Below are 23503 nucleotides of genomic sequence, written 5' to 3'. Positions count from 1 at the left end.
TTCGACGATGAAGGAGCGATTGGCAACCTCTCAGGTCCAATCGTTACAGTGACGCGCGATGACGACGAAGAGTGACCCGAAGCGGTCCCGTACGCCCCGGCAGGGGACCGACGAACCCGGTGCGGCGGGCGGACGAAACCCCGCTGCCGGTACCGCGGCCGACAAGAACGGGCCGACACCGCGCAATGCCGCGATGCTGCGCAACATTCTGGGCGTGGTGGTGATCGGCGTACTGGTCGCCGCGATCGCATGCGTCGGCTGGTTCGGGTATCGGGCCTATGAGGCCTACGCGGTGGCGGCGCCGACGCAGCAGGCACGCGACGATGCGACGGGAGCCGCCGAGCAGGCGATGCTCAACGTCACCACGATCGATCCCAAGAACATGAACACCTTCAACCAGCGGCTGCAGAGCAGTTTCGCCGGTGACGCCCTCGATCAGGTCCGCCAGCAGGTGGCCGGCACGCTCGACCCGCAGCTCCAGCAGGCCGGCAGCCAGGTGGGGTCGACGACCTCGCGGGTGGTGCGGTCGGCGCCGACGCAGGTGAACGCCGACGAGGGGACCGCGCAGGTCCTCGTGTACGTCGCGGTGACGGGCAAGATGCCCGGGCAGGCGTCGGAGACCCCGAACACCATGGGATTCCTCGTCGGCATGCAGAAATTCGGCGACACGTGGAAGGCGGTGAAGGTGAGTCCGCTCGACGGGATCTCCTACGCCGACGACGGATCGTCGGGTACCGGAACCGACAGCGGCGGCAGTACGCCCGCCCCGACCGGTGCACCGACAGGGGGTAACTGATGGCACGCACACCGGGGCAGCGCAAGCCCGGCTATCGCCCGAAGGTCGCCGGGTCGCGACGCCCGGCCGATCAGGTCACAGACGAGACGGCTACCGCTCAGGTCACGGACGAGACGGCGACCGACGTGTCGGCGACCTCCGCAGAGGAGAAGCCTGCCGACAAGTCTGCCGCGGAGGAGTACGTCAGGGAGGAGCCGGTAGTCGACGAGCCGGTAGTCGACGAGCCGGTCACCGATGAGTCCGAGGCAGCCGAGCCCGAGACGGCCGAGTCGGACACGGCCGAGCTCGAGTCCGCCGAGCCCGAGGCAACGCCGACCGAGGCAGCGCCGATCTCACTGACGAAGAAGGACACAGACGCCAAGGACCCCGAAGCCGGGGCCCCGGACGACCCCGCCGGTGAGCCCGAACGTCCGACCGGCAAGACGCGACCGGTGTCGCGGGTGTCGACCATCAAACCGCAGCCCGACGCCGCGCGCCGCGCGCAGGCAAACGCGCAGCGCGGCAACGGGTTCGGTCGACGCGGAGCGGGTCGCGACAGGTCGGCCGAGAAGGAACTGGCCGCCGCTCGTCGGGCCGAGCGGGGATGGTTCTCCGGTCGGGCCATCGCGATCATCGCCGGTGTGGCCGCGCTGTTCGCGATCGTCGCCGTCGTCCTCGCGCTGCATCCGGGTGCGAACGTCGGCGACAACAAGGCCTTCATCGATCAGGCCGCCACCACCGACCTGACCTCGCAGGCGCAGTCGAAGTTCTGTCAGGTCCAGGGCGCGCGCAGCAAGGACTTCGACAACTGGGCCGCCTCGGCACGGACCGCGCTCACCGGCGACGCCCTCAAGCAGTTCAACCAGGGCCTGCCGACCATCAAGGAGCAGTTCGGGCAGCAGGACGTCACCAACGACTGCAAGGTCGACGCCGTCGGCATCACGAGGCTGTCCGGCGACTCCGACGGCTCGACCGCGGATGTGATCCTGAACTTCGTCGCCTCGGGGACCGCCAACGGCGCCCCGACACAGAGCGTCATCGGTCGTTACCAGCTCGGTCTGGTCAAGCAGGGCGATCAGTGGCTCATCCGGAGCTACACCGACATCTGAGACCTGGCGACACCACTGCGGTGCGGTCTGGCCGGCATCCGGCGTACCCGGAATCGCTCCTCAGCAGGTTCAACACACTATTTCTTCCACAAATCTGCGCGTAGCGCTTGACGTGACGGCGTCGGCGGGCCAATCTGTCACCAGCGAATATCGCGGGTGGCAGCCACACAGCGCGGATTCGGTTCACGGCGTCGCTGCCTGCAGTGTGATCACTGCTTGACACGGTGCCTTCTTTTCCTGTTATAGTTGGAAGTTGCGCTGGCTGCCTCCTGTCCATCTAACGATTCTCCTTCCGGCCACCTTGTGTGAGCTGCGGTGATCGCCGATCCAGGTTTGTCACCAGCGAACGGCCCATCAGCCACGCCACACAACGCACGGCAGTGAACACATCGTGTTGGAAGGACGCACCTTGGCAGTCGACCGCCAGTCCACCTCAACCACCATCCCTGGCGCACCACACCGCGCCTCGTTCGCGAAGATCAGCGAACCCTTGGAGGTACCGGGCCTCCTCGACCTCCAACTCGACTCCTTCGAATGGCTCGTCGGTTCTCCCGAATGGCGCGCGAAAGCGATCTCGCGCGGCGACGAGAGCCCGACCGGAGGCCTCGAGGACATCTTGCACGAGCTCTCGCCCATCGAGGACTTCTCGGGTTCGATGTCGCTGTCCTTCTCCGACCCGCACTTCGACGAGGTCAAGGCCTCCGTCGAGGAGTGCAAGGACAAGGACATGACGTACGCGGCCCCGCTGTTCGTCACCGCGGAGTTCATCAACAACAACACCGGTGAGATCAAGTCGCAGACCGTGTTCATGGGCGACTTCCCGATCATGACCGACAAGGGCAGCTTCATCATCAACGGCACCGAGCGTGTCGTGGTGAGCCAGCTCGTGCGCAGCCCCGGTGTCTATTTCGACGCCACCATCGACAAGACCACCGAGAAGACCCTGCACACCGTCAAGGTCATCCCGAGTCGTGGCGCATGGCTCGAGTTCGACGTCGACAAGCGCGACACCGTCGGTGTGCGCATCGACCGCAAGCGCCGCCAGCCGGTCACCGTGCTGCTCAAGGCGCTCGGTTGGACCACCGAGGAGATCAGCGAGCGTTTCGGTTTCTCCGAGATCATGATGTCCACCCTGGAGAAGGACAACGCCGCCAACCAGGACGAGGCACTGCTCGAGGTCTACCGCAAGCTGCGTCCGGGCGAGCCGCCGACCAAGGAGTCCGCGGAGAACCTCCTGGAGAACCTGTTCTTCAAGGAGAAGCGCTACGACCTCGCGCGCGTCGGCCGGTACAAGGTCAACAAGAAGCTCGGTCTCACCGACAACCCGATGACCGGCGAGGCGGTGCTGACCCGCGAGGACATCGCCGCGACCGTCGAGTACCTGGTGCGTCTGCACGACGCCGACCCGCACACCGTGTCGTTCGCCAAGGTCGCCGGCCCCGAGGGTCTCGACGTGCCGATCGAGGTCGACGACATCGACCACTTCGGCAACCGTCGTCTGCGCACCGTGGGCGAGCTGATCCAGAACCAGATCCGCGTGGGCCTCTCGCGTATGGAGCGTGTCGTGCGTGAGCGCATGACCACCCAGGACGTCGAGGCGATCACCCCGCAGACCCTGATCAACATCCGTCCCGTCGTGGCGGCGATCAAGGAGTTCTTCGGCACCAGCCAGCTCTCGCAGTTCATGGACCAGAACAACCCGCTGTCGGGTCTGACCCACAAGCGTCGCCTGTCGGCGCTGGGCCCGGGTGGTCTGAGCCGTGAGCGCGCCGGCCTCGAGGTGCGCGACGTGCACCCCAGCCACTACGGCCGCATGTGCCCGATCGAGACCCCGGAAGGCCCGAACATCGGCCTGATCGGCTCGCTGTCGGTGTACGCGCGGGTCAACCCGTTCGGCTTCATCGAGACCCCGTATCGCAAGGTCGTCGACGGCGTCGTCACCGACACCATCGAGTACATGACCGCCGACGAGGAGGATCGTTACCTCATCGGTCAGGCCAACACCAGCTACGACCTGAGCGGCAACATCACCGACGAGCGCGTCCTGGTCCGCAAGAAGGGCTCCGAGGTGGAGTTCGTCGACGCGGCGCAGGTCGAGTACCTCGACGTCTCGCCTCGCCAGATGGTCTCGGTCGCGACCGCGATGATCCCGTTCCTCGAGCACGACGACGCCAACCGCGCCCTGATGGGTGCGAACATGCAGCGTCAGGCCGTGCCGCTGGTGCGCAACGAGTCGCCGCTGGTCGGTACCGGCATGGAGTTGCGTGCCGCCGTCGACGCCGGTGACGTCATCGTCTCGTCCAAGACCGGTGTGGTCGAGGAGGTCTCGGCCGACTACATCACCGTGATGGCCGACGACGGCACCCGCGACACCTACCGGATGCGCAAGTTCGCGCGCTCCAACCATGGCACCTGCGCCAACCAGCGTCCGATCGTGGACGAGGGTCAGCGCGTGGAGTCCGGTCAGGTCCTCGCCGACGGGCCCTGCACCGAAAACGGTGAGATGGCCCTGGGCAAGAACCTGCTCGTGGCGATCATGCCGTGGGAGGGCCACAACTACGAGGACGCGATCATCCTGAGCCAGCGGCTCGTGGAGGAGGACGTGCTCACCTCGATCCACATCGAGGAGCACGAGATCGATGCCCGCGACACCAAGCTCGGTGCCGAGGAGATCACCCGCGACATCCCGAATGTCTCCGACGAGGTGCTCGCCGATCTCGACGAGCGCGGCATCGTGCGCATCGGTGCGGAGGTCCGCGACGGCGACATCCTGGTCGGCAAGGTCACCCCGAAGGGCGAGACCGAGCTGACCCCGGAGGAGCGTCTGCTGCGTGCCATCTTCGGCGAGAAGGCCCGCGAGGTGCGCGACACCTCGCTCAAGGTTCCGCACGGTGAGACCGGCAAGGTCATCGGTGTGCGCGTGTTCAGCCGTGACGACGACGACGATCTGCCGCCCGGCGTCAACGAGCTGGTCCGCGTCTACGTGGCGCAGAAGCGCAAGATCCAGGACGGCGACAAGCTCGCCGGCCGCCACGGCAACAAGGGCGTCATCGGCAAGATCCTGCCCGCCGAGGACATGCCGTTCCTGCCGGACGGCACCCCGGTCGACATCATCCTCAACACCCACGGTGTGCCGCGTCGTATGAACATCGGCCAGATCCTGGAGACCCACCTCGGGTGGATCGCCAAGGCCGGCTGGAACGTCGACGTGGCCGGCGGGGTCCCGGAGTGGGCGTCGAAGCTGCCCGAGGACATGTACTCGGCGGCTCCCGACACCAACACCGCGACCCCGGTGTTCGACGGTGCCCGCGAGGAGGAGCTGACCGGACTGCTGTCCTCGACGCTGCCCAACCGCGACGGTGAGGTCATGGTCAACGGCGACGGCAAGGCCACGCTGTTCGACGGTCGTTCCGGTGAGCCGTTCCCGTACCCGGTGTCGGTCGGCTACATGTACATCATCAAGCTGCACCACCTCGTCGACGACAAGATCCACGCACGCTCGACCGGTCCGTACTCGATGATCACCCAGCAGCCGCTCGGCGGTAAGGCCCAGTTCGGTGGCCAGCGCTTCGGTGAGATGGAGTGCTGGGCGATGCAGGCCTACGGCGCCGCCTACACCCTGCAGGAGCTGCTGACGATCAAGTCCGACGACGTGGTCGGCCGCGTGAAGGTGTACGAGGCGATCGTCAAGGGCGAGAACATCCCCGAGCCCGGTATCCCCGAGTCGTTCAAGGTGCTCCTCAAGGAGCTCCAGTCGTTGTGCCTCAACGTCGAGGTGCTCTCGAGTGACGGTGCCGCGATCGAGATGGCCGACTCCGACGACGAGGACCTCGAGCGCGCCGCCGCCAACCTGGGAATCAACCTGTCGCGCAATGAATCCGCGACGGTCGACGACCTGGCGAACTGATCAACGCCCGCCGGGGCCACGGCCCCGGCGGGTACCCCCATTAGTCGAATCAAAGAGCTTGCTCAGGGAAGGCATAGAGTGCTCGACGTCAACTACTTCGACGAACTGAAGATCGGTCTCGCCACGGCCGATGACATCCACAACTGGTCCTACGGCGAGGTCAAGAAGCCGGAGACCATCAACTACCGCACGCTCAAGCCCGAGAAGGACGGCCTGTTCTGCGAGAAGATCTTCGGACCGACTCGCGACTGGGAGTGCTACTGCGGCAAGTACAAGCGTGTGCGCTTCAAGGGCATCATCTGCGAGCGTTGCGGGGTCGAGGTCACCAAGGCCAAGGTCCGCCGCGAGCGCATGGGCCACATCGAGCTGGCCGCCCCGGTCACTCACATCTGGTACTTCAAGGGTGTGCCGAGCCGGTTGGGCTACCTGCTCGACCTGGCGCCGAAGGATCTCGAGAAGATCATCTACTTCGCCGCCTACGTGATCACCTCCGTCGACGACGAACTGCGCCACAACGAGCTCTCCACGCTCGAGGCGGAGATCGAGGTCGAGAAGAAGGCTGTCGCCGACCAGCGTGACGTCGACCTCAACGAGCGTCAGCAGAAGCTCGAGGCCGATCTCGCCGAACTCGAGGCCGAGGGTGCCAAGGCCGATGTCCGCCGCAAGGTCAAGGACGGGGCCGAGCGCGAGATGCGTCGCATGCGTGACGCCGCGCAGCGTGAGCTCGACGGTCTCGAAGAGCTGTGGGACAAGTTCGTCAAGCTCGCTCCCGGCGATCTGATCATCGACGAGAAGCTCTACCACCAGCTGCAGGACCGCTACGGCGAGTACTTCGCCGGGTCGATGGGCGCCGAGGCGATCAAGAAGCTCCTCGAGACCTTCGACATCGACGCCGAGGCCGAGTCGCTGCGCGAGACGATCCGCAGCGGCAAGGGTCAGAAGAAGCTGCGTGCGCTCAAGCGCCTCAAGGTGGTTGCCGCGTTCCAGCAGTCGGGCAACTCGCCGCTGGGCATGGTGCTCGACGCCGTTCCGGTGATCCCGCCGGAGCTGCGTCCGATGGTGCAGCTCGACGGTGGCCGCTTCGCGACCTCCGACCTCAACGACCTGTACCGCCGCGTCATCAACCGCAACAACCGCCTCAAGCGACTGATCGACCTCGGTGCCCCCGAGATCATCGTCAACAACGAGAAGCGGATGCTGCAGGAGTCGGTCGACGCCCTGTTCGACAACGGCCGTCGCGGACGTCCGGTCACCGGACCGGGTAACCGCCCGCTGAAGTCGCTCTCGGATCTGCTCAAGGGCAAGCAGGGCCGGTTCCGTCAGAACCTGCTCGGCAAGCGCGTCGACTACTCCGGCCGTTCGGTCATCGTCGTCGGCCCGCAGCTCAAGCTGCACCAGTGCGGTCTGCCCAAGCTGATGGCGCTCGAGCTGTTCAAGCCGTTCGTGATGAAGCGTCTCGTCGACCTGAACCAGGCCCAGAACATCAAGAGCGCCAAGCGCATGGTCGAGCGTCAGCGTCCGGCCGTGTGGGACGTCCTCGAAGAGGTCATCGCCGAGCACCCGGTGCTGCTGAACCGTGCGCCGACGCTGCACCGCCTCGGTATCCAGGCCTTCGAGCCGCAGCTGGTGGAGGGCAAGGCCATCCAGCTGCACCCGCTGGTCTGTGAGGCCTTCAACGCCGACTTCGACGGTGACCAGATGGCCGTGCACCTGCCGCTGAGCGCGGAGGCGCAGGCCGAGGCCCGCATCCTGATGCTGTCCTCGAACAACATCCTGTCGCCGGCCTCGGGTCGCCCGTTGGCCATGCCGCGTCTGGACATGGTGACCGGCCTGTTCTACCTGACCACCCTCAAGGAGGGTGCGGCAGGCGAGTACCAGCCCGCCACCGCCGATCATCCCGAGGAGGGCGTGTACTCCAGCCCGGCCGAGGCCATCATGGCCGTCGACCGCGGGGTGCTCACCGTGCAGTCGCGCATCAAGGTGCGACTGACCGATCAGCGTCCGCCGCTGGAGATCGAGGCGCAGGAGTTCGCCGACGGCTGGCGGTTCGGTCAGCCGTGGACCATCACGACCACGCTGGGTCGGGTGCTGTTCAACGAGCTGCTGCCGATCGAGTACCCGTTCGTCGACGAGCAGATGCCGAAGAAGCGTCAGGCCGCGATCATCAACGATCTCGCCGAGCGCTACCCGATGATCGTCGTCGCGCAGACCGTCGACAAGCTCAAGGATGTCGGCTTCTACTGGGCGACCCGTTCGGGCGTGACCGTGTCGATGGCCGACGTGCTCGTGCCGCCGCAGAAGGCCGAGATCCTCGAGCGTTACGAGGAGCGTGCCGATGGTCTGGAGCGCAAGTTCCAGCGCGGTGCCCTGACCCCGGACGAGCGGCGCGATGCGCTGGTCGAGATCTGGAAGCAGGCCACCGAAGAGGTCGGTAAGGCCATGGAGGACTACTACCCCGAAGACAACCCGATCACGATGATCCCGAAGTCGGGTGCGACCGGAAACATGACCCAGGTCCGCAACCTGTCGGGCATGAAGGGTCTGGTGACCAACCCGAAGGGTGAGTTCATCCCGCGTCCGATCAAGTCCTCCTTCCGTGAGGGCCTGACCGTGGCGGAGTACTTCATCAACACCCACGGTGCCCGAAAGGGTCTGGCCGACACCGCACTTCGTACCGCCGACTCGGGTTACCTGACCCGTCGTCTGGTCGACGTCAGCCAGGATGTCATCGTCCGCGAGACCGACTGTGCCACCGAGCGCGGCATCGTCGTCCCGCTGGGCGAGAAGCAGCCCGACGGTTCGATCATCCGTGACGCGCACGTCGAGACCAGTGCGTACGCACGCACGCTGGCCGCCGACGCCCTCGACGCCGACGGCAACGTCGTCGTCGAGCGTGGTCACGATCTCGGTGACCCGGCGATCGAGGCCCTGCTGGCCGCGGGTATCACGCAGGTCAAGGTCCGTTCGGTGTTGACCTGTGCGACCGGCACCGGCGTGTGCGCGATGTGCTACGGACGGTCGATGGCCACCGGCAAGCTCGTCGACATCGGTGAGGCCGTCGGCATCATCGCGGCCCAGTCGATCGGTGAGCCCGGTACCCAGCTGACCATGCGTACCTTCCACCAGGGTGGCGTCGGTGACGACATCACCGGTGGTCTGCCGCGTGTGCAGGAGCTCTTCGAGGCGCGCGTGCCCAAGGGTGTCGCGCCGATCGCGGAGGTCTCCGGCCGGGTGCGTCTCGAGGACGACGACCGCTTCTACAAGATCACGATCGTCCCCGACGACGGATCGGAAGAGGTTGTCTACGACAAGATCTCGAAGCGTCAGCGTCTGCGTGTGTTCAAGCACGACGACGGCTCCGAGCGTCTGCTCGCCCACGGCGACCACGTCGAGGTCGGCCAGCAGCTCATGGAGGGTTCGGCGAACCCGCACGAGGTGCTGCGCGTGATGGGCCCGCGTCAGGTGCAGGTGCACCTGGTCAACGAGGTCCAGGAGGTCTACCGCAGCCAGGGTGTGTCGATCCACGACAAGCACATCGAGACCATCGTGCGTCAGATGCTGCGTCGCGTGACGATCATCGACTCGGGGTCGACGGAGTTCCTGCCCGGCTCGCTCACCGAGCGTGCCGAGTTCGAGGCCGCCAACCGTCGCGTCGTGTCCGAGGGTGGCGAGCCCGCGGCCGGTCGTCCGGTGCTGATGGGTATCACCAAGGCGTCGTTGGCCACCGACTCGTGGCTGAGTGCGGCGTCGTTCCAGGAGACCACCCGTGTGCTCACCGATGCGGCCATCAACAGCCGCAGCGACAAGCTCATCGGTCTCAAGGAGAACGTGATCATCGGTAAGCTGATCCCGGCCGGTACCGGCATCAACCGGTACCGCAACATCCAGGTGCAGCCGACCGAGGAGGCGCGCGCCGCGGCCTACGCGATGCCCGCCTACGATGACACCTACTACAGCCCGGACGGCACCTTCGGTGCTCCCGCCGGCGCTGCGGTGCCGCTCGACGACTACGGCTTCTCCAGCGGCGACTACCGCTAGTCTGACCGCCGCTGGTCACCGTCGAAACACCAACGACCCCCGCGCCTTTCGGTGCGGGGGTCGTTGGTCTTCTGTGCCGTGCCGTTGCCGATCTCGCCGCGGTCAGGTTTCCGGCGCCGTATTCCTCACTGTTCCAGGCTTCGCACATAGCTCGTGATGAGGTCGACGAGGGTCCGGCGATCGCCGGCGGAGTCCAACTGCTCGGGCCAGAGCATCTGCACGGTGACCATGCCGCGGATGGCCGTCCAGATGATGCTCCCGATCCGCGTGGCGTCCTTCGGATCGATGGTGTCGGAGAGTTGCAGGCCGACGTCGTTGAGACGTAACGACATGGCGGCGAGGTGCCTGTTGGCCGCGGCTGATCGCCCCACACGTGTGGCTATGAGAATCTCGAGTGCCGCCATCGACACCGGGGTCGAAAACGCCTGCCACACAGTGTCGACCACCACCTCGGTACGTTGTTCGATCGGGGTGGCGGCGGCCGTTCGCCGCAATTCGTCGAGACATTCGTTGAGCTCTGCGAAGCCCTGATCGACCACGGCCATCAGCACCCCGTCGAGATCCCCGAAGTGGTATTGGACGACACCCCAGGTGACGCCGGCGCGTTCGGTGATCTTGCGAACGCTCGGGGGAGTGAAGCCCTCGGTCAATATGTAGTCGACGGTCTCCGCGATCAGTGCGGCCCGTGAGCGGTCGGCGCGGGGCTGGCTCCCTGTTGCGGGTCGTCGCGCGGTCATGACACACAACCAACCACATCACCGTGCCGAGCGACCTGGCGGGCGCACCACCGCGGTCGTCTCAATGGAGAATTCGCGGCACGGGCCACAGCGGCGCGCGCATGTCCTCCAGGCTCGAGTGGTACTCGATGTTGCCCGCGGCGATGATCGTCATTCGCTCGTCGAGTTCGGGGGAGTTGTTGCCGTCCTTGATGATCTCCATCATCGTCGTTGCTGCCACGCCCGGGTAAGTCCCCTGGAGTGGTGGGGTTTGGGGGCCGGGGTTTGGGCTGACGACGGTGTGGCGGCCCGCCAAGGGGGTGGGCCATCGCGTAGTGGTCAATGAGTTACGACCAAGTAGCTCACGGAAGGACACACCACGCGATGACCCACTCCCATTCTGGCGTACACGCCCAGTTGGATGCACTCCTGTCCGCCGATCCGCAGGCGATGTTCGCCGAACTGGTGCGGGCCGGCCTGCAGGCGCTGATCGAGGCTGAAGCCTCAGCCAAGATCGGCGCCGGCAGGTACGAGCGCAACGAGGACCGCACCACGCACCGCAACGGGTACCGAAACAAGACTGTCTCGACCCCGGCCGGCGATATCGAGGCGCGGATCCCGAAGCTGCGATCGGGGTCGTTCTTCCCCGCTCTGCTCGAGCGGCGCCGGCGCATCGACCGGGCCCTGTACGCGGTGATCATGCAGGCCTACGTACACGGGGTCTCTACACGTGCAGTGGACGATCTCGTACGGGCTCTCGGTGTAGACACTGGCATCTCGAAGTCTGAGGTGTCCCGCATCTGCGCCGAGCTCGACGCCGAAGTGGAGGCGTTCCGTACCCGCACGCTGGCCCACACCGAGTTCCCGTACGTGTTCGCTGACGCGACGTTCTGCAAGGTCCGTATCGGTGCGCACGTGGTATCTCATGCCATGGTCGTGGCCACTGGCGTTTCCGCTGATGGCACCCGCGAAGTGCTCGGCACGGCGGTCGGGGACAGTGAGTCGTACGAGTTCTGGAATGACTTCCTGCGCTCCCTGAAGGCCCGTGGGCTATCCGGGGTGCACCTGGTCATCTCCGACGCCCATGCGGGCCTCAAGGCGGCCGTAGCCAAGCAGTTTGTGGGCGCCTCCTGGCAGCGCTGCCGGGTGCACTTCATGCGCAACCTGCACGGCACGGTGGCGTCAAAGCACGCACCCGCGGTGACCGCGGCGGTCAAGACGATCTTCGCCCACACCGACCCCAAGGATGTGGCCGCGCAGTGGGACCAGGTCGCCGACACCTTCGCCGGCTCGTTCCCCAAGGCGCACCAGATGATGCGCGAGGCCAAAACGGACGTGCTGGCGTTCACCGCGTTCCCCCGCGGACACTGGCAGAAGATCTGGTCCAACAACCCCATCGAGCGGCTCAACAAAGAGATCAAACGCCGCGCCGACGTCGTAGAAATCTTCCCCAACCCGGAGGCCTTCCTGCGGCTGGCGACCTCGGTGGTGATCGACCAACACGACGAATGGCAAGTCGGTCGCCGCTACCTCTCAGAGAGCTCCATGGGCGAACTCCGAGCCGTCATCGCCGCCAAGCAGCACGCCCTCAACGCCAGCAACGGATATGATCAAAACACGGAACTCGTTGATCACTGCGACTGACCAGACGCGGAACCGATTCCCACCACATCACGGGGCACTATCCCACGCCCGGATCGAACATGTCACGTTGCCACGACCAACTTCGCTTGCCGCTGTACTGGAACTGGCGTGTCCCCAGTGAACCGGCCCGGGTGGTTTTAGAGTCCTGATTGCCCTGATGAGGGCGAAGAAGGGACGATGAAGAACATGGCAGGACGGAAGCGTCATTCGGCTGAGGACATCGTGCGCAAGTTGCGCCGGGCCGATGAGTTGGCCGCGGAAGGCAAGACCGGCGAGGAGATCGCCGCCGATCTCGAGGTGTCGGCGGCCACGTTGTACAACTGGCGCCGCCAGTACGGCGGCATGGACGGCGACGCCGCGAAGGAACTCAAAGAGCTGCGGGAGCAGAACAGCCGACTCAAGCGACTGCTCGCCGATGCCGAACTCGAGAAGGACGCGTTGCGGGAGATCGCGAAGGGAAAATTCTGAGCCCAACCGCCAAACGAGCCGCCATCGACATGCTCAAAGACGTCAAGAACATGTCAGAACGCATGGCGTGCAAGGTAGTTGGGCTTTCCCGTTCCGCCTATCGACGGCTGCCGCAAGCACACACCCCGGCCGACCCCGACGCCGCACTGCGCGAGCAGCTACGTACGTATGCCCGCAAGAACCCCCGCCACGGGTTCCGCCGGGCGTGGGCACACCTGCGCTTCGACGACGGCATCGAGATCAACAAGAAGAAGGTGCACCGGTTGTGGAAAGAAGAGGGCCTGCAAGTGCGCCGTGCGCCGCGACGCAAACGGGCCGGCCAGTCATCGGTCCCGATCGTCGTTGCGGATGCACCGAAAGTGGTGTGGGCATTGGACTTTCAGTTCGATTCCACCGTGGATGGGAAGAAGGTCAAGATCGCGTCCATGGTGGACGAACACACCCGGATGTCGTTGCTGAACATCGTGGACCGCTCGATTCCGGCTGAGCGGTTGATCGAGGAGTTGGAGAAGACGTTCGCGATCTGGGGTGGCCCGCCGATGGTGCTGCGCATGGACAACGGCCCCGAGTTCATCTCAGAAGCCCTACAAGAGTTCTGTGCAGGGTCGGTCGGGATCTCCTACATTCCGCCCGGCACACCGTGGAACAACGGGTTCATCGAGTCGTTCAACAACCGGTTGCGCGACGAGTGCTTGAACCGCAACTGCTGGCCCACCCTGCTCGAGGCCCGCGTGGTCATCGACGACTTCAAAGACGACCACAACCACCGACACCGGCACTCAGCGCTGGGCTACCAAACCCCGGCCGAGTACGCTGCCGGATGCACCCACCAACATCACCCCGTGGGCTGCGAGATCGACTGACGATCACAACAAGGAACCGGCTCTAGAACTACCTGGACCGGTTACCGGGGACCTGCCAGAACCAACTTCCGCCGATTCCGGGGATCTCGTAGGGAGTGCCGTTGGGCCCGTCGAATGTGGTGAGCTGACGCCAGAATCCGAACGCCTGACCGGTCTTCTCGTCGAAGATGACCGACTGATACGGGTATGTCCAGCCCTGGAAACCGAGCATCTCCAGACCGAGCACACCTGCCCGGATCTCTTCACGTCCGACGTTCATGTACTGGTCGTCGGCTGCGTAGGTGTAGCCGTATGTGGCGTCCTCGTCGTAGAAGTCGGCCAGGATTCCCCAGTCGCCGCGACGTTCGGCCTCGCGGTTGATCTCGAGCCAGTCCTCCCAGAAGGAGTCGAAGTCGTTTCGGTCGAAGGACATTGCAGTGACCTCCCGGTCGGGTTCCGGTTGCTGCGCGGTAGCGGCCGGGCAGAAGAACATTACAGCTGTAATGATTACATCTGTAATGTTCTGAGGGCAATAGGGGCCGACAACCTCGGTGGAGGGACCGTCAGCTCTCCTGGCGGTACGGCAGGAATTGCACATTCCAGTGGTTGCCGTCGGGATCGTCGAAGTACACGAAGTGTCCCCACTCGGTGATGTCGACGTCGGAGACCTCGATGCCTGCGTCGGTGAGGTGCCGGTGAGCTGCGTCGATGTCGGAGACGCAGAGCATCAACGTCGACCGGCTGGGCGGGGGACCGTCGACGATGCCGGTGCCGAAGGCGATCGAGCAGCCCGACCCGGGTGGGGTCATCTGGACGAACCGGATGTCGGGAGACGGCGAGCTGTCATGGTCGGGGTGGAAACCGACGCGGGTGTAGAACTCCTTGGCACGGTCGACGTCGGTGACGGGGAGGAATGCGACTTCCAGTGTCCAATTCATGTGCTCGGCCTTTCGGGTTGTCTGCGAATCGGGTGCGGTGGTCACCCGGCCGCTGCCAGCATCTCCTCGATTGCGGACACATCAGGTCCGTGATCTCCACGTTTTTCGTGAATTGCACCCCAAACCAAAGTCAAGGTACGGTTCGCCACCCCACGGGTCTTCGCGACAGCGCACAATGTTCACGTGGATCGCCGGGCGTCGATGAGTTTTGCATCGCTTTTCGCGATGATGAGCGTCGCGCAGCAACTCGGTGAGGGCGCCGATCTCGACGACGTACTGCAGGTCATCGCCCGGGGCATCATCGAGGTGATCGGCTTCGACGCCGTCGCGGTCAACGTGCGGCGTGACGACGGCGACTTCGAGGTCCGTGCCGTGGTCGGTCCGCCTGAACTCGAGAACCTCCGTGGCGAGCGGATGACCGAGTCCGTCTGGCTGGAGCTGCTCGACTCCGCCGAACGCTGGGGCGGGGTGTACCTGACGCGAGAAGCGGAGATGGCCGACGGCGTCGCGTCGATCGATCCGTGGCGGGAACGGTTCGCGTCGGGCGCGGAGCCGGTCGACACCGTCGACACCGCGCCCGGGTTCCTGCCGCCCGCGGTGTGGGAGCCGGAGTTCGCCCTTCTGGTTCCCGTCTACGCCGACGAGCAATTGCAGGCAGTCATCAGTGTCGACCTGCCGCGCAGCGGGATGACCCCCGACCCGGAACAACAGGCACTGCTCGAACTGTTCGGCGTCCGGGTGGGGATAGCACTGACCCGCGTCACCGAGGCCGGCCGGGCGACCGATCGGGTGCGACTCTATCGGGCCTCGTTCGCCGAATCGCCCTTGGCCACAGCACTTCTCGACTCGCGCCTGCGACTGATCGACGTCAACGACGCCTTCCTGCAACTCACCGATGCGATACCCGGTGAGTGGGACGGACGGGTGCTCGCCGATGTCGTCGCGGTCGACGCCGACGAGTTGGCGTGGCGGTTCGACGGTTTGGAGCCGGGCGAAGGGGCGGGCGTCGCCGAGTTCTGCGGGCTGCGCCACCCCCGCGGTCTGCACTGGGACCGGTGGGTCGACGTGACCGCCCGCCGCGTCGAATCCATCACCGACGCAGCGCTGTTCGTGTGCACGATCGCCGACCGGACGCAGGCACGCGCCGAGTTGAACGCCATCCGCTACCGTGCCGATCACGACGGGCTGACCGGGCTCACCGTGCGTGAGGTGTGGCTCGACGAACTGAACGACCGGTTGCGTGGCCAGCGGACCGGGGTGCTCGGAGTGCTGATCTGCGATCTCGACGGATTCAAGGAGGTCAACGACACCTCCGGGCACGTTGCCGGCGACGCGGTGCTGCGATCGGTCGCCGAGGCGATGCTCACGGCCGCGCACCGAAGGGACGTCGTCTGTCGTTGGGGTGGCGACGAATTCGCGGTGGTGTGCACCCGCAAGACCCTCACGGAGGTCAACGATCTCGCCGCGGCGATCGCCGTCGGTGTTCGCGGGATCTCGACGTCGGCATCCGCCTCCGATCCCGTGTCGGGCCTGGGGATCTCCATCGGCATCGCCGCGCTGGAGAATCCCGAGCCGACGGTCTCGAGTACCACCCTGGTCGACGTCGCCGACGGTGCGCTCTACCGCGCAAAGGTACATCCCACCCAGCGGTGGCAGGCCACGGTGATCTGAAGCCCGCGATCTGAAGCCCGTGATCTGAAGCCCGTGATCTGAGGGACCCGCGATCGAAGAGGCGCGGCCACGCTCAGCCGAGCATGACCCCGAACATGATCGCCATGCCGACCGCCATGAACACCTGGCAGAGGTCCCCGGCGAAGGTCATCAGATCGGTCGAGGCACCCGGGGCCCGACGACGAGCGAAGTACAGGTACAACCAGACCGCCGCGGCGAGAGCGAAGCCGATGGTGAGAATCCAGTTGACGGGTGTCACGTAGCCGGGTTGCGCGGCGTGATGGCCCACGTCCATGCCGGGCATGTTCATCCCGGGCATGTCGTCGTGATTGTGCGCGAGCACGGTCACCGACGGCCCCGGCGAGCCCATGGCCATCGCCTGCGTCGTCGGCCCGCCGGGCAGAACGATGCCGTTCATCACCGCGTACATCCAGGCCATCGCGCCCATCATCGTGGCGTGATACACCGCGGCGAGTCGCCCGAACGGTGTGGTTGTCGGTGGGACACAACCACAGTCGTCGGTGGGCCGCAGCCTCGGGTGCAGTGCCAGACTCACCAGGAACCACGCTGCCGCGACGACGAAGAACCACATGGGCCCCGCGGTCGGCCAGTCCGCCGAGAACGGCCACGCCATCACCAGCATGGCCACCGACATGACGAGGTGCAGAACGTGCCCGACGTAGGCCTCCCACGGCATCCGACGGGTGAGCATCAGGTAGGCGCACTGCGCCGCGGCCAGCGCGAACAGTATGGTGACCACCCACCGCAGCACGATGTCGTCGATCATCGGGCTGCCCCGGCCGCGGTGTCGGCCTCGGCGTCGGCGCCTCGGCGTGCGGTGAACACCCCGCGCGCGGCGTCGACGATCACGAACAGCGCCAACGGGATTCCGAACCACGGCATGAACCAGCCGAGTCCCGCCGCGACCGCAACAACGGCGAGTGCCTCCGCCGGACGTAGAGTGCTCAGCGCCCCACGGCGCGGTGCCCGGGGGAGATGTCGATCGCTTGTGGTGGGGCGCCGCCGCCACCACATGAGGTAGCCGCGGACGATGACGCTGATGAGTCCGATTCCCAACGCCACCAACGCGATCTGGTTGATGATGCCGAACAGGCCCATGTGTGCGCTGATGGCCCAGGTGGTCATCTTCGCCATGAACGGCCACTGGGCGAAGTCGATGCGATCGGTGACGGCGAAGGTGTGCGGGTCGACGGCGATCGCGTCGTAGTGGCTCGGGTAGCCGCGGGCGTTCTCCTTCACCGACCAGGCGGCTCCCGGCTCCGCGGGCACCGAGATGTTCATGGGACCGACCAGCCCGGCGGCGCGGGCGGTGTCGTAGACCTTGCTGAAGTCGGTGGCGCTGAAGTCGGTGGCGCCGAGCGGTGCCAGACCGGTCTGGGCGGCACCGGAACCGTGATGCGCGGCCGCGTCACCGGAGCCGGCGATCGTCGTCGACACCGCAGGCGTCGTCCACGACAGCTCGCTGCGCAGGTCACCGATGTTCTCGCCGGCAAAGCGCGACCAGCTCAGTCCCGACGCCGACAATCCGATCAGACCGATGATGATCCACACCCCCACCGCGCCATGCCAACTCAGGGTGCGGGCGCGCCGGGGTGCGGTGCGGTCCGGGACGGCCAGCCGGGCGAGTTTGTGGGTGCGACGCCGATGACCGATCCACAGGATCAGCCCGCCGACGGCCACCACCCACAACCAGCTCGCGCCGATCTCGCTGTAGTTGCGGCCGAGGTCACCGAGATGCAGATTGCGGTGCAGATCGTCGAACCACGCCCGGACCGGCAGCCACTCGCCGAAGGTCGGCAGCGCCCCGCGGACCTCGCCGGTGTACGGGTCGACGAACACGGTGCGGGTGCGGTCGGCGGGCAGGTCGTCGGTGGCGAGCACCACCCGGGTGGTGTCCCCGGCGCGCGGGGCCGGTGTCACCGAGACGATGGCGCCCTCGGGGTGCGCACGCCGCGCGGCATCGACCTGTGCCGACAGCGGGAGCTCTGTGCTGCCGATGCGATCGACGGTCAGTTCGTGGGCGTAGACGGCGCGATCGATTTGGGGGATCAGGGCGTACAGGGTGCCGGTGACGGCCGCGACGAGCAGGAACGGACCGATCAGGATGCCGGCGTAGAAGTGCCAGCGCAGCAGCAGGGGGCGCCACCGGTCGGCAGCGGAACGGCCTGCGGCACCGCGTGTGTCGAGCCGGTCCGACGCCCCGGGCGCCCGGGGTTCGAGGGGATCGGAGACATCGGCGGGCTGGGTCGTCACCACGTGTACGTCCTGCTTTCGGGCTGGCTGGTGGACTTCGAGTGCGGGCCCGGAGAACTTTCCGGGGCATCGCAGAAGAGGTCGGCGCGTCGGGACCGATGGTTCCCGGGCCCCGGTGTGTCGTGCGTCACCCACGGACGGATCGTCGCGCACCGCCTAACCTCTACAGGCGTGGGAAACCCTGATCACCTGATGTCCGGAGCCGGCGAAGTCGCTGAACCGACCACCGCGGAACCGACCACCGCTGCCCCGATCACCATCTTCGGACCCGACTTCCCCTTCGCCTACGACGAGTGGATCGCCCATCCCGCCGGGCTCGGCGAGGTACCGGCCGATGCACTCGGTGCCGAGGTCGCCGTCATCGGAGCCGGTATGGCCGGGATGGTCGCGGCGTACGAGCTGATGCGGATGGGGCTGCGACCGGTGGTCTACGAGCCCGATCGCATCGGCGGACGGCTGCGGTCGGAGCCGTTCGTGCCCGGTGAACCGGAGGTCGCCGAGCTCGGCGGCATGCGCTTTCCGATCTCGTCGAGCGCCTTCTTCGGTTATGTGAACCGGTTCGGTCTGCGGTCGGCGCCGTTCCCGAACCCGCTCACCGAGGCCGCCGGAAGCACGGTGATCGACATCGGTGGCGAGACGTTCTACGCCCGCACCCTCGACGACCTGCCACCGGTCTACCGCGAGATCTCCGACGCGTGGGACGCGGCGCTCGAACGCATCGCCGGCTACACCGGTTTGCAGCAGGCCATTCGTGAGCGTGACACAATCGAGCTCAAGCGCCGATGGAATGCACTCGTTGCCGACTGGGACGACCGCAGCTTCTACGACTTCCTGGCGACCTCCACCGAATTCGGCTCGCTGTCGTTTCGCCATCGGGAGTTGTTCGGTCAGGTCGGATTCGGTACCGGCGGTTGGGATTCGGACTTCGCCAACTCGATGCTGGAGATCCTGCGGGTGGTGCTGACCAACTGCGACACCGATCAGCACCTGATCGTCGGCGGCGCCGAGCAGGTGCCGCGGGCATTGTGGGCCGATGCGCCGCAACAGATCACGCACTGGCCGGTGGGGACGAGCCTGTCGTCGTTGCACCACGGTGCCCCACGGGCCGGGGTGCGCTCCTTGCGTCGGCTCGGACCCAACCGCATCGAGGTCACCGACCGGTGGGGCGATTCGCGGGTGTTCGGCGCGGTGATCGCGACGTGTCAGGCGTGGTTGCTCTCCACCGAGATCGAGTGCGACGAGGCACTGTTCAGCCAGGATCTGTGGATGGCCCTCGACCGCACCCGGTACATGCAGTCGTCGAAGACCTTCGTGATGGTCGACCGGCCATTCTGGACCGACCGGGATCCGCGCACGGGACGCGACGTGCTCAGCATGACGCTGACCGACCGGTTGACCCGCGGTACCTATCTGTTCGACAACGGCCCCGACCGTCCCGGGGTGATCTGCCTGTCCTACTCGTGGATGAGCGACGCGCTGAAGATGTTGCCGCACCCCGTGGAACGTCGTGTGTCGCTGGCACTGTCGGCGTTGCGCAAGATCTACCCGGATCTCGACATCGCCGAACACATCGTCGGCCGTCCGATCACCGTCTCGTGGGAGGACGACCCGAACTTCCTCGGCGCATTCAAGGGTGCGTTGCCCGGGCACTACCGGTACAACACCCGCATGTACGGTCATTTCCACGATCAACATCTCCTTCCCGAGCAGGAGCGGGGGATCTTCATCGCAGGCGACGACGTCTCGTTCACCCCGGCGTGGGTGGAGGGGGCGGTGCAGACCGGACTCAACGCGGTTTGGGGCGTGATGACGCACTTCGGCGGACGGTGCCACCCGGATAATCCGGGGCCGGGGGACCGGTACGCCGAACTCGGACCGATCGACATCGGGGGATGAGGATGACCGACAAGTCGCTGGATTCCGGATCGCCGCACGCCGGGTCGCCGAACACCGGATCGCCCAACACCCTGCGCCTGGCCCTCTGGCAGTGTTCACCGCTTCGCGATTCCGACCGTGATGATCACGCAGGTGTCATCGCGGAGAACCTGACGCGGCTCGAGCACACCATGGCCGACGTGGCCGGGCGGGCCGACTTGCTGATCACCCCCGAGATGTTCCTGTGCGGCTACAACATCGGTGCCGCGGCTGCGCGCGCACGAGCCGATGATGCCGACGGCCCGATCGCGGCATCGGTGGCGCAACTGTGTTCGCGGTACGGTCTCGCGGTGCTCTACGGGTGCGCCGAGCGCGTGACCGACGCTCATGGGTTGGGCGCCGGTGTGAAAGAGGCGATGTACAACACCATTCGGCTCGTCGACGCCGACGGCGTGACGATCGCGACCCATCACAAGACGCACCTCTTCGGCGACCTCGACGTCGCGATGGTGACCGCCGGTACGACGCGTGCGCCGGTGATCGACTTCCGGTCATGGCGGTTGGGCATGCTCATCTGTTACGAGGTCGAGTTCCCGGAAATGGTGCGCGACTTGGCGATCCGCGGAGCCGATGTGGTGTGTGTGCCGACGGCGAACATGCCCGAATACGACAAGGTGCAGCAGATCCTCCTGCCGGCGCGGGCGTTGGAGAATCAGGTGTACCTCGCCTACGCGAATTATGTTGGTAGCGAACGGGAACTGTCGTTCGGCGGTCTCAGCGAGATGATCGGCCCCGGCGGCACCATCGACGTCTCGGCGGGGCGCGACGAGCAGGTCATCCTCGCCACTGCCGACCGTGACACTCTCCGATGGTCACGTGAGACCTGGCGGTATCTCGCCGATCGGCGTCCGGAGTTGTACTGACGGCGCGAGCCTGCTGAGCTGATGCCTCGCCGGGAGTGAACCGCCCCTCGTCGATGCTGCGCACACTTCGCCTGTTGACACCGGATGTTCGCTGGTCTGTATTGCGTTCGGCCCGTGTGCAATTCGTATACACGCGTTACCACAAGAGATTGTGGGCCAGATCTGGACACAGCACCCAATGTGGTCTAACTTACTCCTCAGTACGAGACCTACTCGTGAGTAACTGACGCTCGGGGACGTCGGCGGACCATCGATTCAACGTGGGGGCTGCATCTTGTTCGACTTCATGGAGTGCGAAACACGGACTCGCCGAGCGTTTCTCGGCGGAAACGCGATCCTCGAGGCCTACGACGTCGAAGAGGTGATCGTGCTACCCGCATTGCGGATGCTGGTGTGCGACAACGGGACCGACGCGTCATCGTCGGCGCCGTGGGAGCTCGACGAGTCGGCGCGAACCCAGGTGCGCGCCTCGATCGCAAGGCATCTGCGAACCAGTGACGTCCTGGCGGGCATGCTGCGCGACGCCCTCGGAGGCCGTCACCTCGATGGCCGTCGCCTTGATGGCCGGCAGCTCGATGATCGGAGCCCTGTGGATCGGGGCGCAAGCAACCCCTTGCGTGGGGTCGCCGGTGCACTGCCGGTGCGTGCCCAGGGCTTCTTGCTGTCCGATGCTGCCAAGGGCGACGACGCCGCCAGGTCGGATCTGGTACGCCTGGCCTTTCTGCTGGTCGCCGCGCATGCGTTGAGCGATCCCACCGACGTGGCGACGGCGTCGCGGTCGCTCAATCTCGTTCCGCCGCCGCTGCATCGCGATCGCGCGATGATGAATACGGTTCTCGCGCAAGTGGTGCCGGCGCTGACGAGCCCACGCCGGGCGTGGTTCGAGATCACCGTCAGCAAGGCGGCGTCGTTCTTCTCGGTCCCCGACGAGAAACGGCTGCCGGCCGTCGGCGACCGGTTGGCCCCGGGCACGTCGGATCTGACGTTGCTGCGTTACAACCGGCACTCGTTGGCGCTGGCATGCGAACAGGTCGGACTCAGGTTGCTCGGCTCGGTCTGATCTCGCCCATCCCCGATCACGCTCGGGACCACGACGTCGGCGGTATCGTGGCGAAGGTGAGTGAGCCGAGCCACCGATCGCCGACTCCTGTGCGTCATCGGTGGCTCCTGCACATTGACCTCGACCAGTTCCAGGTCGCGGTGGAGCGGTTGCGCAGCCCCGAATTGGTCGGTGTGCCGGTGATCGTCGGTGGTAACGGGGATCCGACCGAGGCGCGCAAGGTGGTGACCTGTGCGTCCTACGAGGCGCGTGCGGTAGGTGTGCGAGCGGGGATGCCGCTGCGGGCCGCCTACCGCAAGATGCCCGATGCGGTGTATCTGCCGCTCGACATGGCGGCCTACGACGCGGCGTCGGCCCAGGTCATGAACATCCTGCGGGAGTCGGGACACCCCATCGAGGTCTGGGGCTGGGATGAGGCCTACGCCGGGGTCGACGACGGGACCGACGCCGAGATCCGCACCCTCGCGACCGGACTGCGCGAACAGGTCGCGCACCGCAGTGGGTTGTCGTGTCGTATCGGCATCAGCGACAACAAACAACGTGCCAAGATGGCCACCGGCTTCGCCAAGCGCGACGAGTCGGCGGGTGGTGTGTTCCTACTCGACAACCGGAACTGGCTGCCGCTCATGGGTTCTGCCCCTACCCGCGACCTGTGGAGTGTCGGCCCGCGCACCGCGGACAAGCTGACCGAGATGGGGGTGAACACGGTCGACGAGCTCATCGCCACCTCCCGCGAGGACCTCATCGCGAGATTCGGCCCGCACCAGGGCAACTGGTTGTATGTACTCTGCCGTGGCGGCGGCGACTCGACCATCACCGTCGAACCGTTCGTCGCGAAATCCCACTCCAAATCCCGGACCTTCGCCACCGATCTCACCGAGCCCGATGAGATCGCTGCGGCAGCAACCGAACTCACCGAGGATTTGCTGACCCAGGTCGTCGCGGAGGGGCGGGTGGCCTTTCGGGTGGCCGTCACCGTACGCACCTCCACCTTCTACACCCGGACCAAGTCGCGAAAGTTGCCGGCCCCCGGCACCGACGCGGCGGTGATCACCCCGGTCGTCGTGGAGTTGTTGGGCAAGTTCGAACAGGGACGACCGATCCGACTGCTGGGGGTGCGCCTCGACCTCGTCGAGGACTCGGACGGCGCTGCGGGAGACGGGGGCGAGCCGGACTGAGCGGACGGCTTTCGGGTCGGCGCGTCGAGTCCTCGCGATGCTTTCCCGATGACCGCACCCCGGCGGACGCCTCTGGCGTACCCGC

At 66.0% G+C, this 23503-nt stretch carries 17 protein-coding genes; 11 read left to right on the top strand and 6 right to left on the bottom strand.

Features of this window, described 5'->3' with window-relative positions; translation table 11 throughout:
* Nucleotides 1-58: 58 nt before the first annotated feature.
* The 4 genes from AC5ZH6_RS20250 (at nucleotide 59) to AC5ZH6_RS20235 (ending at nucleotide 9829) form a co-directional block, all read left to right on the top strand.
* Nucleotides 59-796: a hypothetical protein gene (locus tag AC5ZH6_RS20250; RefSeq protein ID WP_014361112.1), complete on the top strand. Its 738-nt coding sequence runs from the start codon at nucleotides 59-61 to the stop codon at nucleotides 794-796.
* Nucleotides 796-1884 (top strand): ribonuclease E domain-containing protein, encoded by a 1089-nt coding sequence (locus tag AC5ZH6_RS20245; RefSeq protein WP_288336810.1) that lies wholly within the window; start codon nucleotides 796-798, stop codon nucleotides 1882-1884. Before AC5ZH6_RS20250 ends, AC5ZH6_RS20245 begins: the two co-directional genes overlap by 1 nt.
* Nucleotides 1885-2293: 409 nt before the next feature.
* Complete coding sequence (gene rpoB / locus AC5ZH6_RS20240; RefSeq protein ID WP_006368392.1) at nucleotides 2294-5791, top strand: DNA-directed RNA polymerase subunit beta; 3498 nt, start codon at nucleotides 2294-2296, stop codon at nucleotides 5789-5791.
* A gap of 78 nt (nucleotides 5792-5869) precedes the next feature.
* Nucleotides 5870-9829, top strand: coding sequence for a DNA-directed RNA polymerase subunit beta' (locus AC5ZH6_RS20235; protein WP_211544044.1), 3960 nt, complete (start codon nucleotides 5870-5872; stop codon nucleotides 9827-9829).
* Nucleotides 9830-9954: 125 nt separating this feature from the next.
* On the opposite strand, the gene AC5ZH6_RS20230 is transcribed toward AC5ZH6_RS20235, so the two are convergent.
* Together AC5ZH6_RS20230 and AC5ZH6_RS20225 are read right to left on the bottom strand one after the other, a co-directional pair.
* Nucleotides 9955-10566: a TetR/AcrR family transcriptional regulator gene (locus AC5ZH6_RS20230; RefSeq protein ID WP_006368394.1), complete on the bottom strand. Its 612-nt coding sequence runs from the start codon at nucleotides 10564-10566 to the stop codon at nucleotides 9955-9957.
* Between the two features lie 61 nt (nucleotides 10567-10627).
* Nucleotides 10628-10786 (bottom strand): hypothetical protein, encoded by a 159-nt coding sequence (locus AC5ZH6_RS20225; protein WP_288336346.1) that lies wholly within the window; start codon nucleotides 10784-10786, stop codon nucleotides 10628-10630.
* A 143-nt stretch (nucleotides 10787-10929) separates the two neighbouring features.
* Here AC5ZH6_RS20225 and AC5ZH6_RS20220 point away from each other — a divergent pair, with 143 nt between their 5' ends.
* Together AC5ZH6_RS20220 and AC5ZH6_RS20215 are read left to right on the top strand one after the other, a co-directional pair.
* Nucleotides 10930-12189, top strand: coding sequence for an IS256 family transposase (locus tag AC5ZH6_RS20220; protein ID WP_163376561.1), 1260 nt, complete (start codon nucleotides 10930-10932; stop codon nucleotides 12187-12189).
* A 186-nt stretch (nucleotides 12190-12375) separates the two neighbouring features.
* Nucleotides 12376-13520, top strand: a protein-coding gene (locus AC5ZH6_RS20215) for an IS3 family transposase (RefSeq protein WP_496167732.1) whose coding sequence is annotated in 2 segments (ribosomal slippage) — nucleotides 12376-12643 and nucleotides 12643-13520 — 1146 coding nt in all. Because the reading frame shifts where the segments join, the coding sequence is not laid out codon by codon here.
* 28 nt (nucleotides 13521-13548) lie between these two features.
* On the opposite strand, the gene AC5ZH6_RS20210 is transcribed toward AC5ZH6_RS20215, so the two are convergent.
* Nucleotides 13549-13932: a hypothetical protein gene (locus tag AC5ZH6_RS20210; RefSeq protein WP_288338206.1), complete on the bottom strand. Its 384-nt coding sequence runs from the start codon at nucleotides 13930-13932 to the stop codon at nucleotides 13549-13551.
* 130 nt (nucleotides 13933-14062) lie between these two features.
* A complete protein-coding gene (locus tag AC5ZH6_RS20205; RefSeq protein WP_014361107.1) occupies nucleotides 14063-14437 on the bottom strand; it encodes a VOC family protein in 375 nt (124 codons plus the stop codon).
* Nucleotides 14438-14638: 201 nt separating this feature from the next.
* On the opposite strand from AC5ZH6_RS20205, the gene AC5ZH6_RS20200 reads away from it, so the two are divergent.
* Nucleotides 14639-16108 (top strand): diguanylate cyclase domain-containing protein, encoded by a 1470-nt coding sequence (locus AC5ZH6_RS20200; RefSeq protein ID WP_238534750.1) that lies wholly within the window; start codon nucleotides 14639-14641, stop codon nucleotides 16106-16108.
* A gap of 73 nt (nucleotides 16109-16181) precedes the next feature.
* On the opposite strand, the gene AC5ZH6_RS20195 is transcribed toward AC5ZH6_RS20200, so the two are convergent.
* Both AC5ZH6_RS20195 and AC5ZH6_RS20190 read right to left on the bottom strand, forming a co-directional pair.
* Nucleotides 16182-16895: a DUF5134 domain-containing protein gene (locus AC5ZH6_RS20195; RefSeq protein ID WP_014361105.1), complete on the bottom strand. Its 714-nt coding sequence runs from the start codon at nucleotides 16893-16895 to the stop codon at nucleotides 16182-16184.
* On the bottom strand, nucleotides 16892-18382 hold the full coding sequence (locus tag AC5ZH6_RS20190) for a PepSY-associated TM helix domain-containing protein (protein ID WP_043457258.1): 1491 nt from the start codon (nucleotides 18380-18382) through the stop codon (nucleotides 16892-16894). The genes AC5ZH6_RS20195 and AC5ZH6_RS20190 overlap by 4 nt, the downstream gene beginning before the upstream one ends.
* A 192-nt stretch (nucleotides 18383-18574) precedes the next feature.
* Between AC5ZH6_RS20190 and AC5ZH6_RS20185 the strand changes: the two genes are divergently transcribed.
* The 4 genes from AC5ZH6_RS20185 to AC5ZH6_RS20170 all read left to right on the top strand — a co-directional run bounded on the left by AC5ZH6_RS20185 (nucleotide 18575) and on the right by AC5ZH6_RS20170 (nucleotide 23418).
* Entirely contained in the window at nucleotides 18575-20278 is a 1704-nt protein-coding gene (locus tag AC5ZH6_RS20185; RefSeq protein WP_014361103.1) for a flavin monoamine oxidase family protein, read from the top strand.
* A 2-nt stretch (nucleotides 20279-20280) separates the two neighbouring features.
* On the top strand, nucleotides 20281-21180 hold the full coding sequence (locus AC5ZH6_RS20180; RefSeq protein ID WP_014361102.1) for a carbon-nitrogen hydrolase family protein: 900 nt from the start codon (nucleotides 20281-20283) through the stop codon (nucleotides 21178-21180).
* A 286-nt stretch (nucleotides 21181-21466) separates the two neighbouring features.
* The gene (locus AC5ZH6_RS20175) at nucleotides 21467-22240 is read left to right on the top strand and encodes a hypothetical protein (RefSeq protein WP_238534749.1); all 774 of its coding nucleotides are present in this window, start codon (nucleotides 21467-21469) and stop codon (nucleotides 22238-22240) included.
* 56 nt (nucleotides 22241-22296) lie between these two features.
* Nucleotides 22297-23418 carry a DNA polymerase IV gene (locus AC5ZH6_RS20170; protein WP_211544047.1) on the top strand — a complete coding sequence of 374 codons (1122 nt, stop codon included), beginning with the start codon at nucleotides 22297-22299 and terminating at the stop codon, nucleotides 23416-23418.
* The last annotated feature ends 85 nt before the right edge of the window (nucleotides 23419-23503 follow it).

The sequence above is a fragment of the Gordonia sp. YC-XJ4 genome (assembly GCF_059511865.1).
The sequence above is the reverse complement of the archived record's forward strand: the minus strand, read 5'-3'. Positions and strand labels throughout refer to the sequence as shown.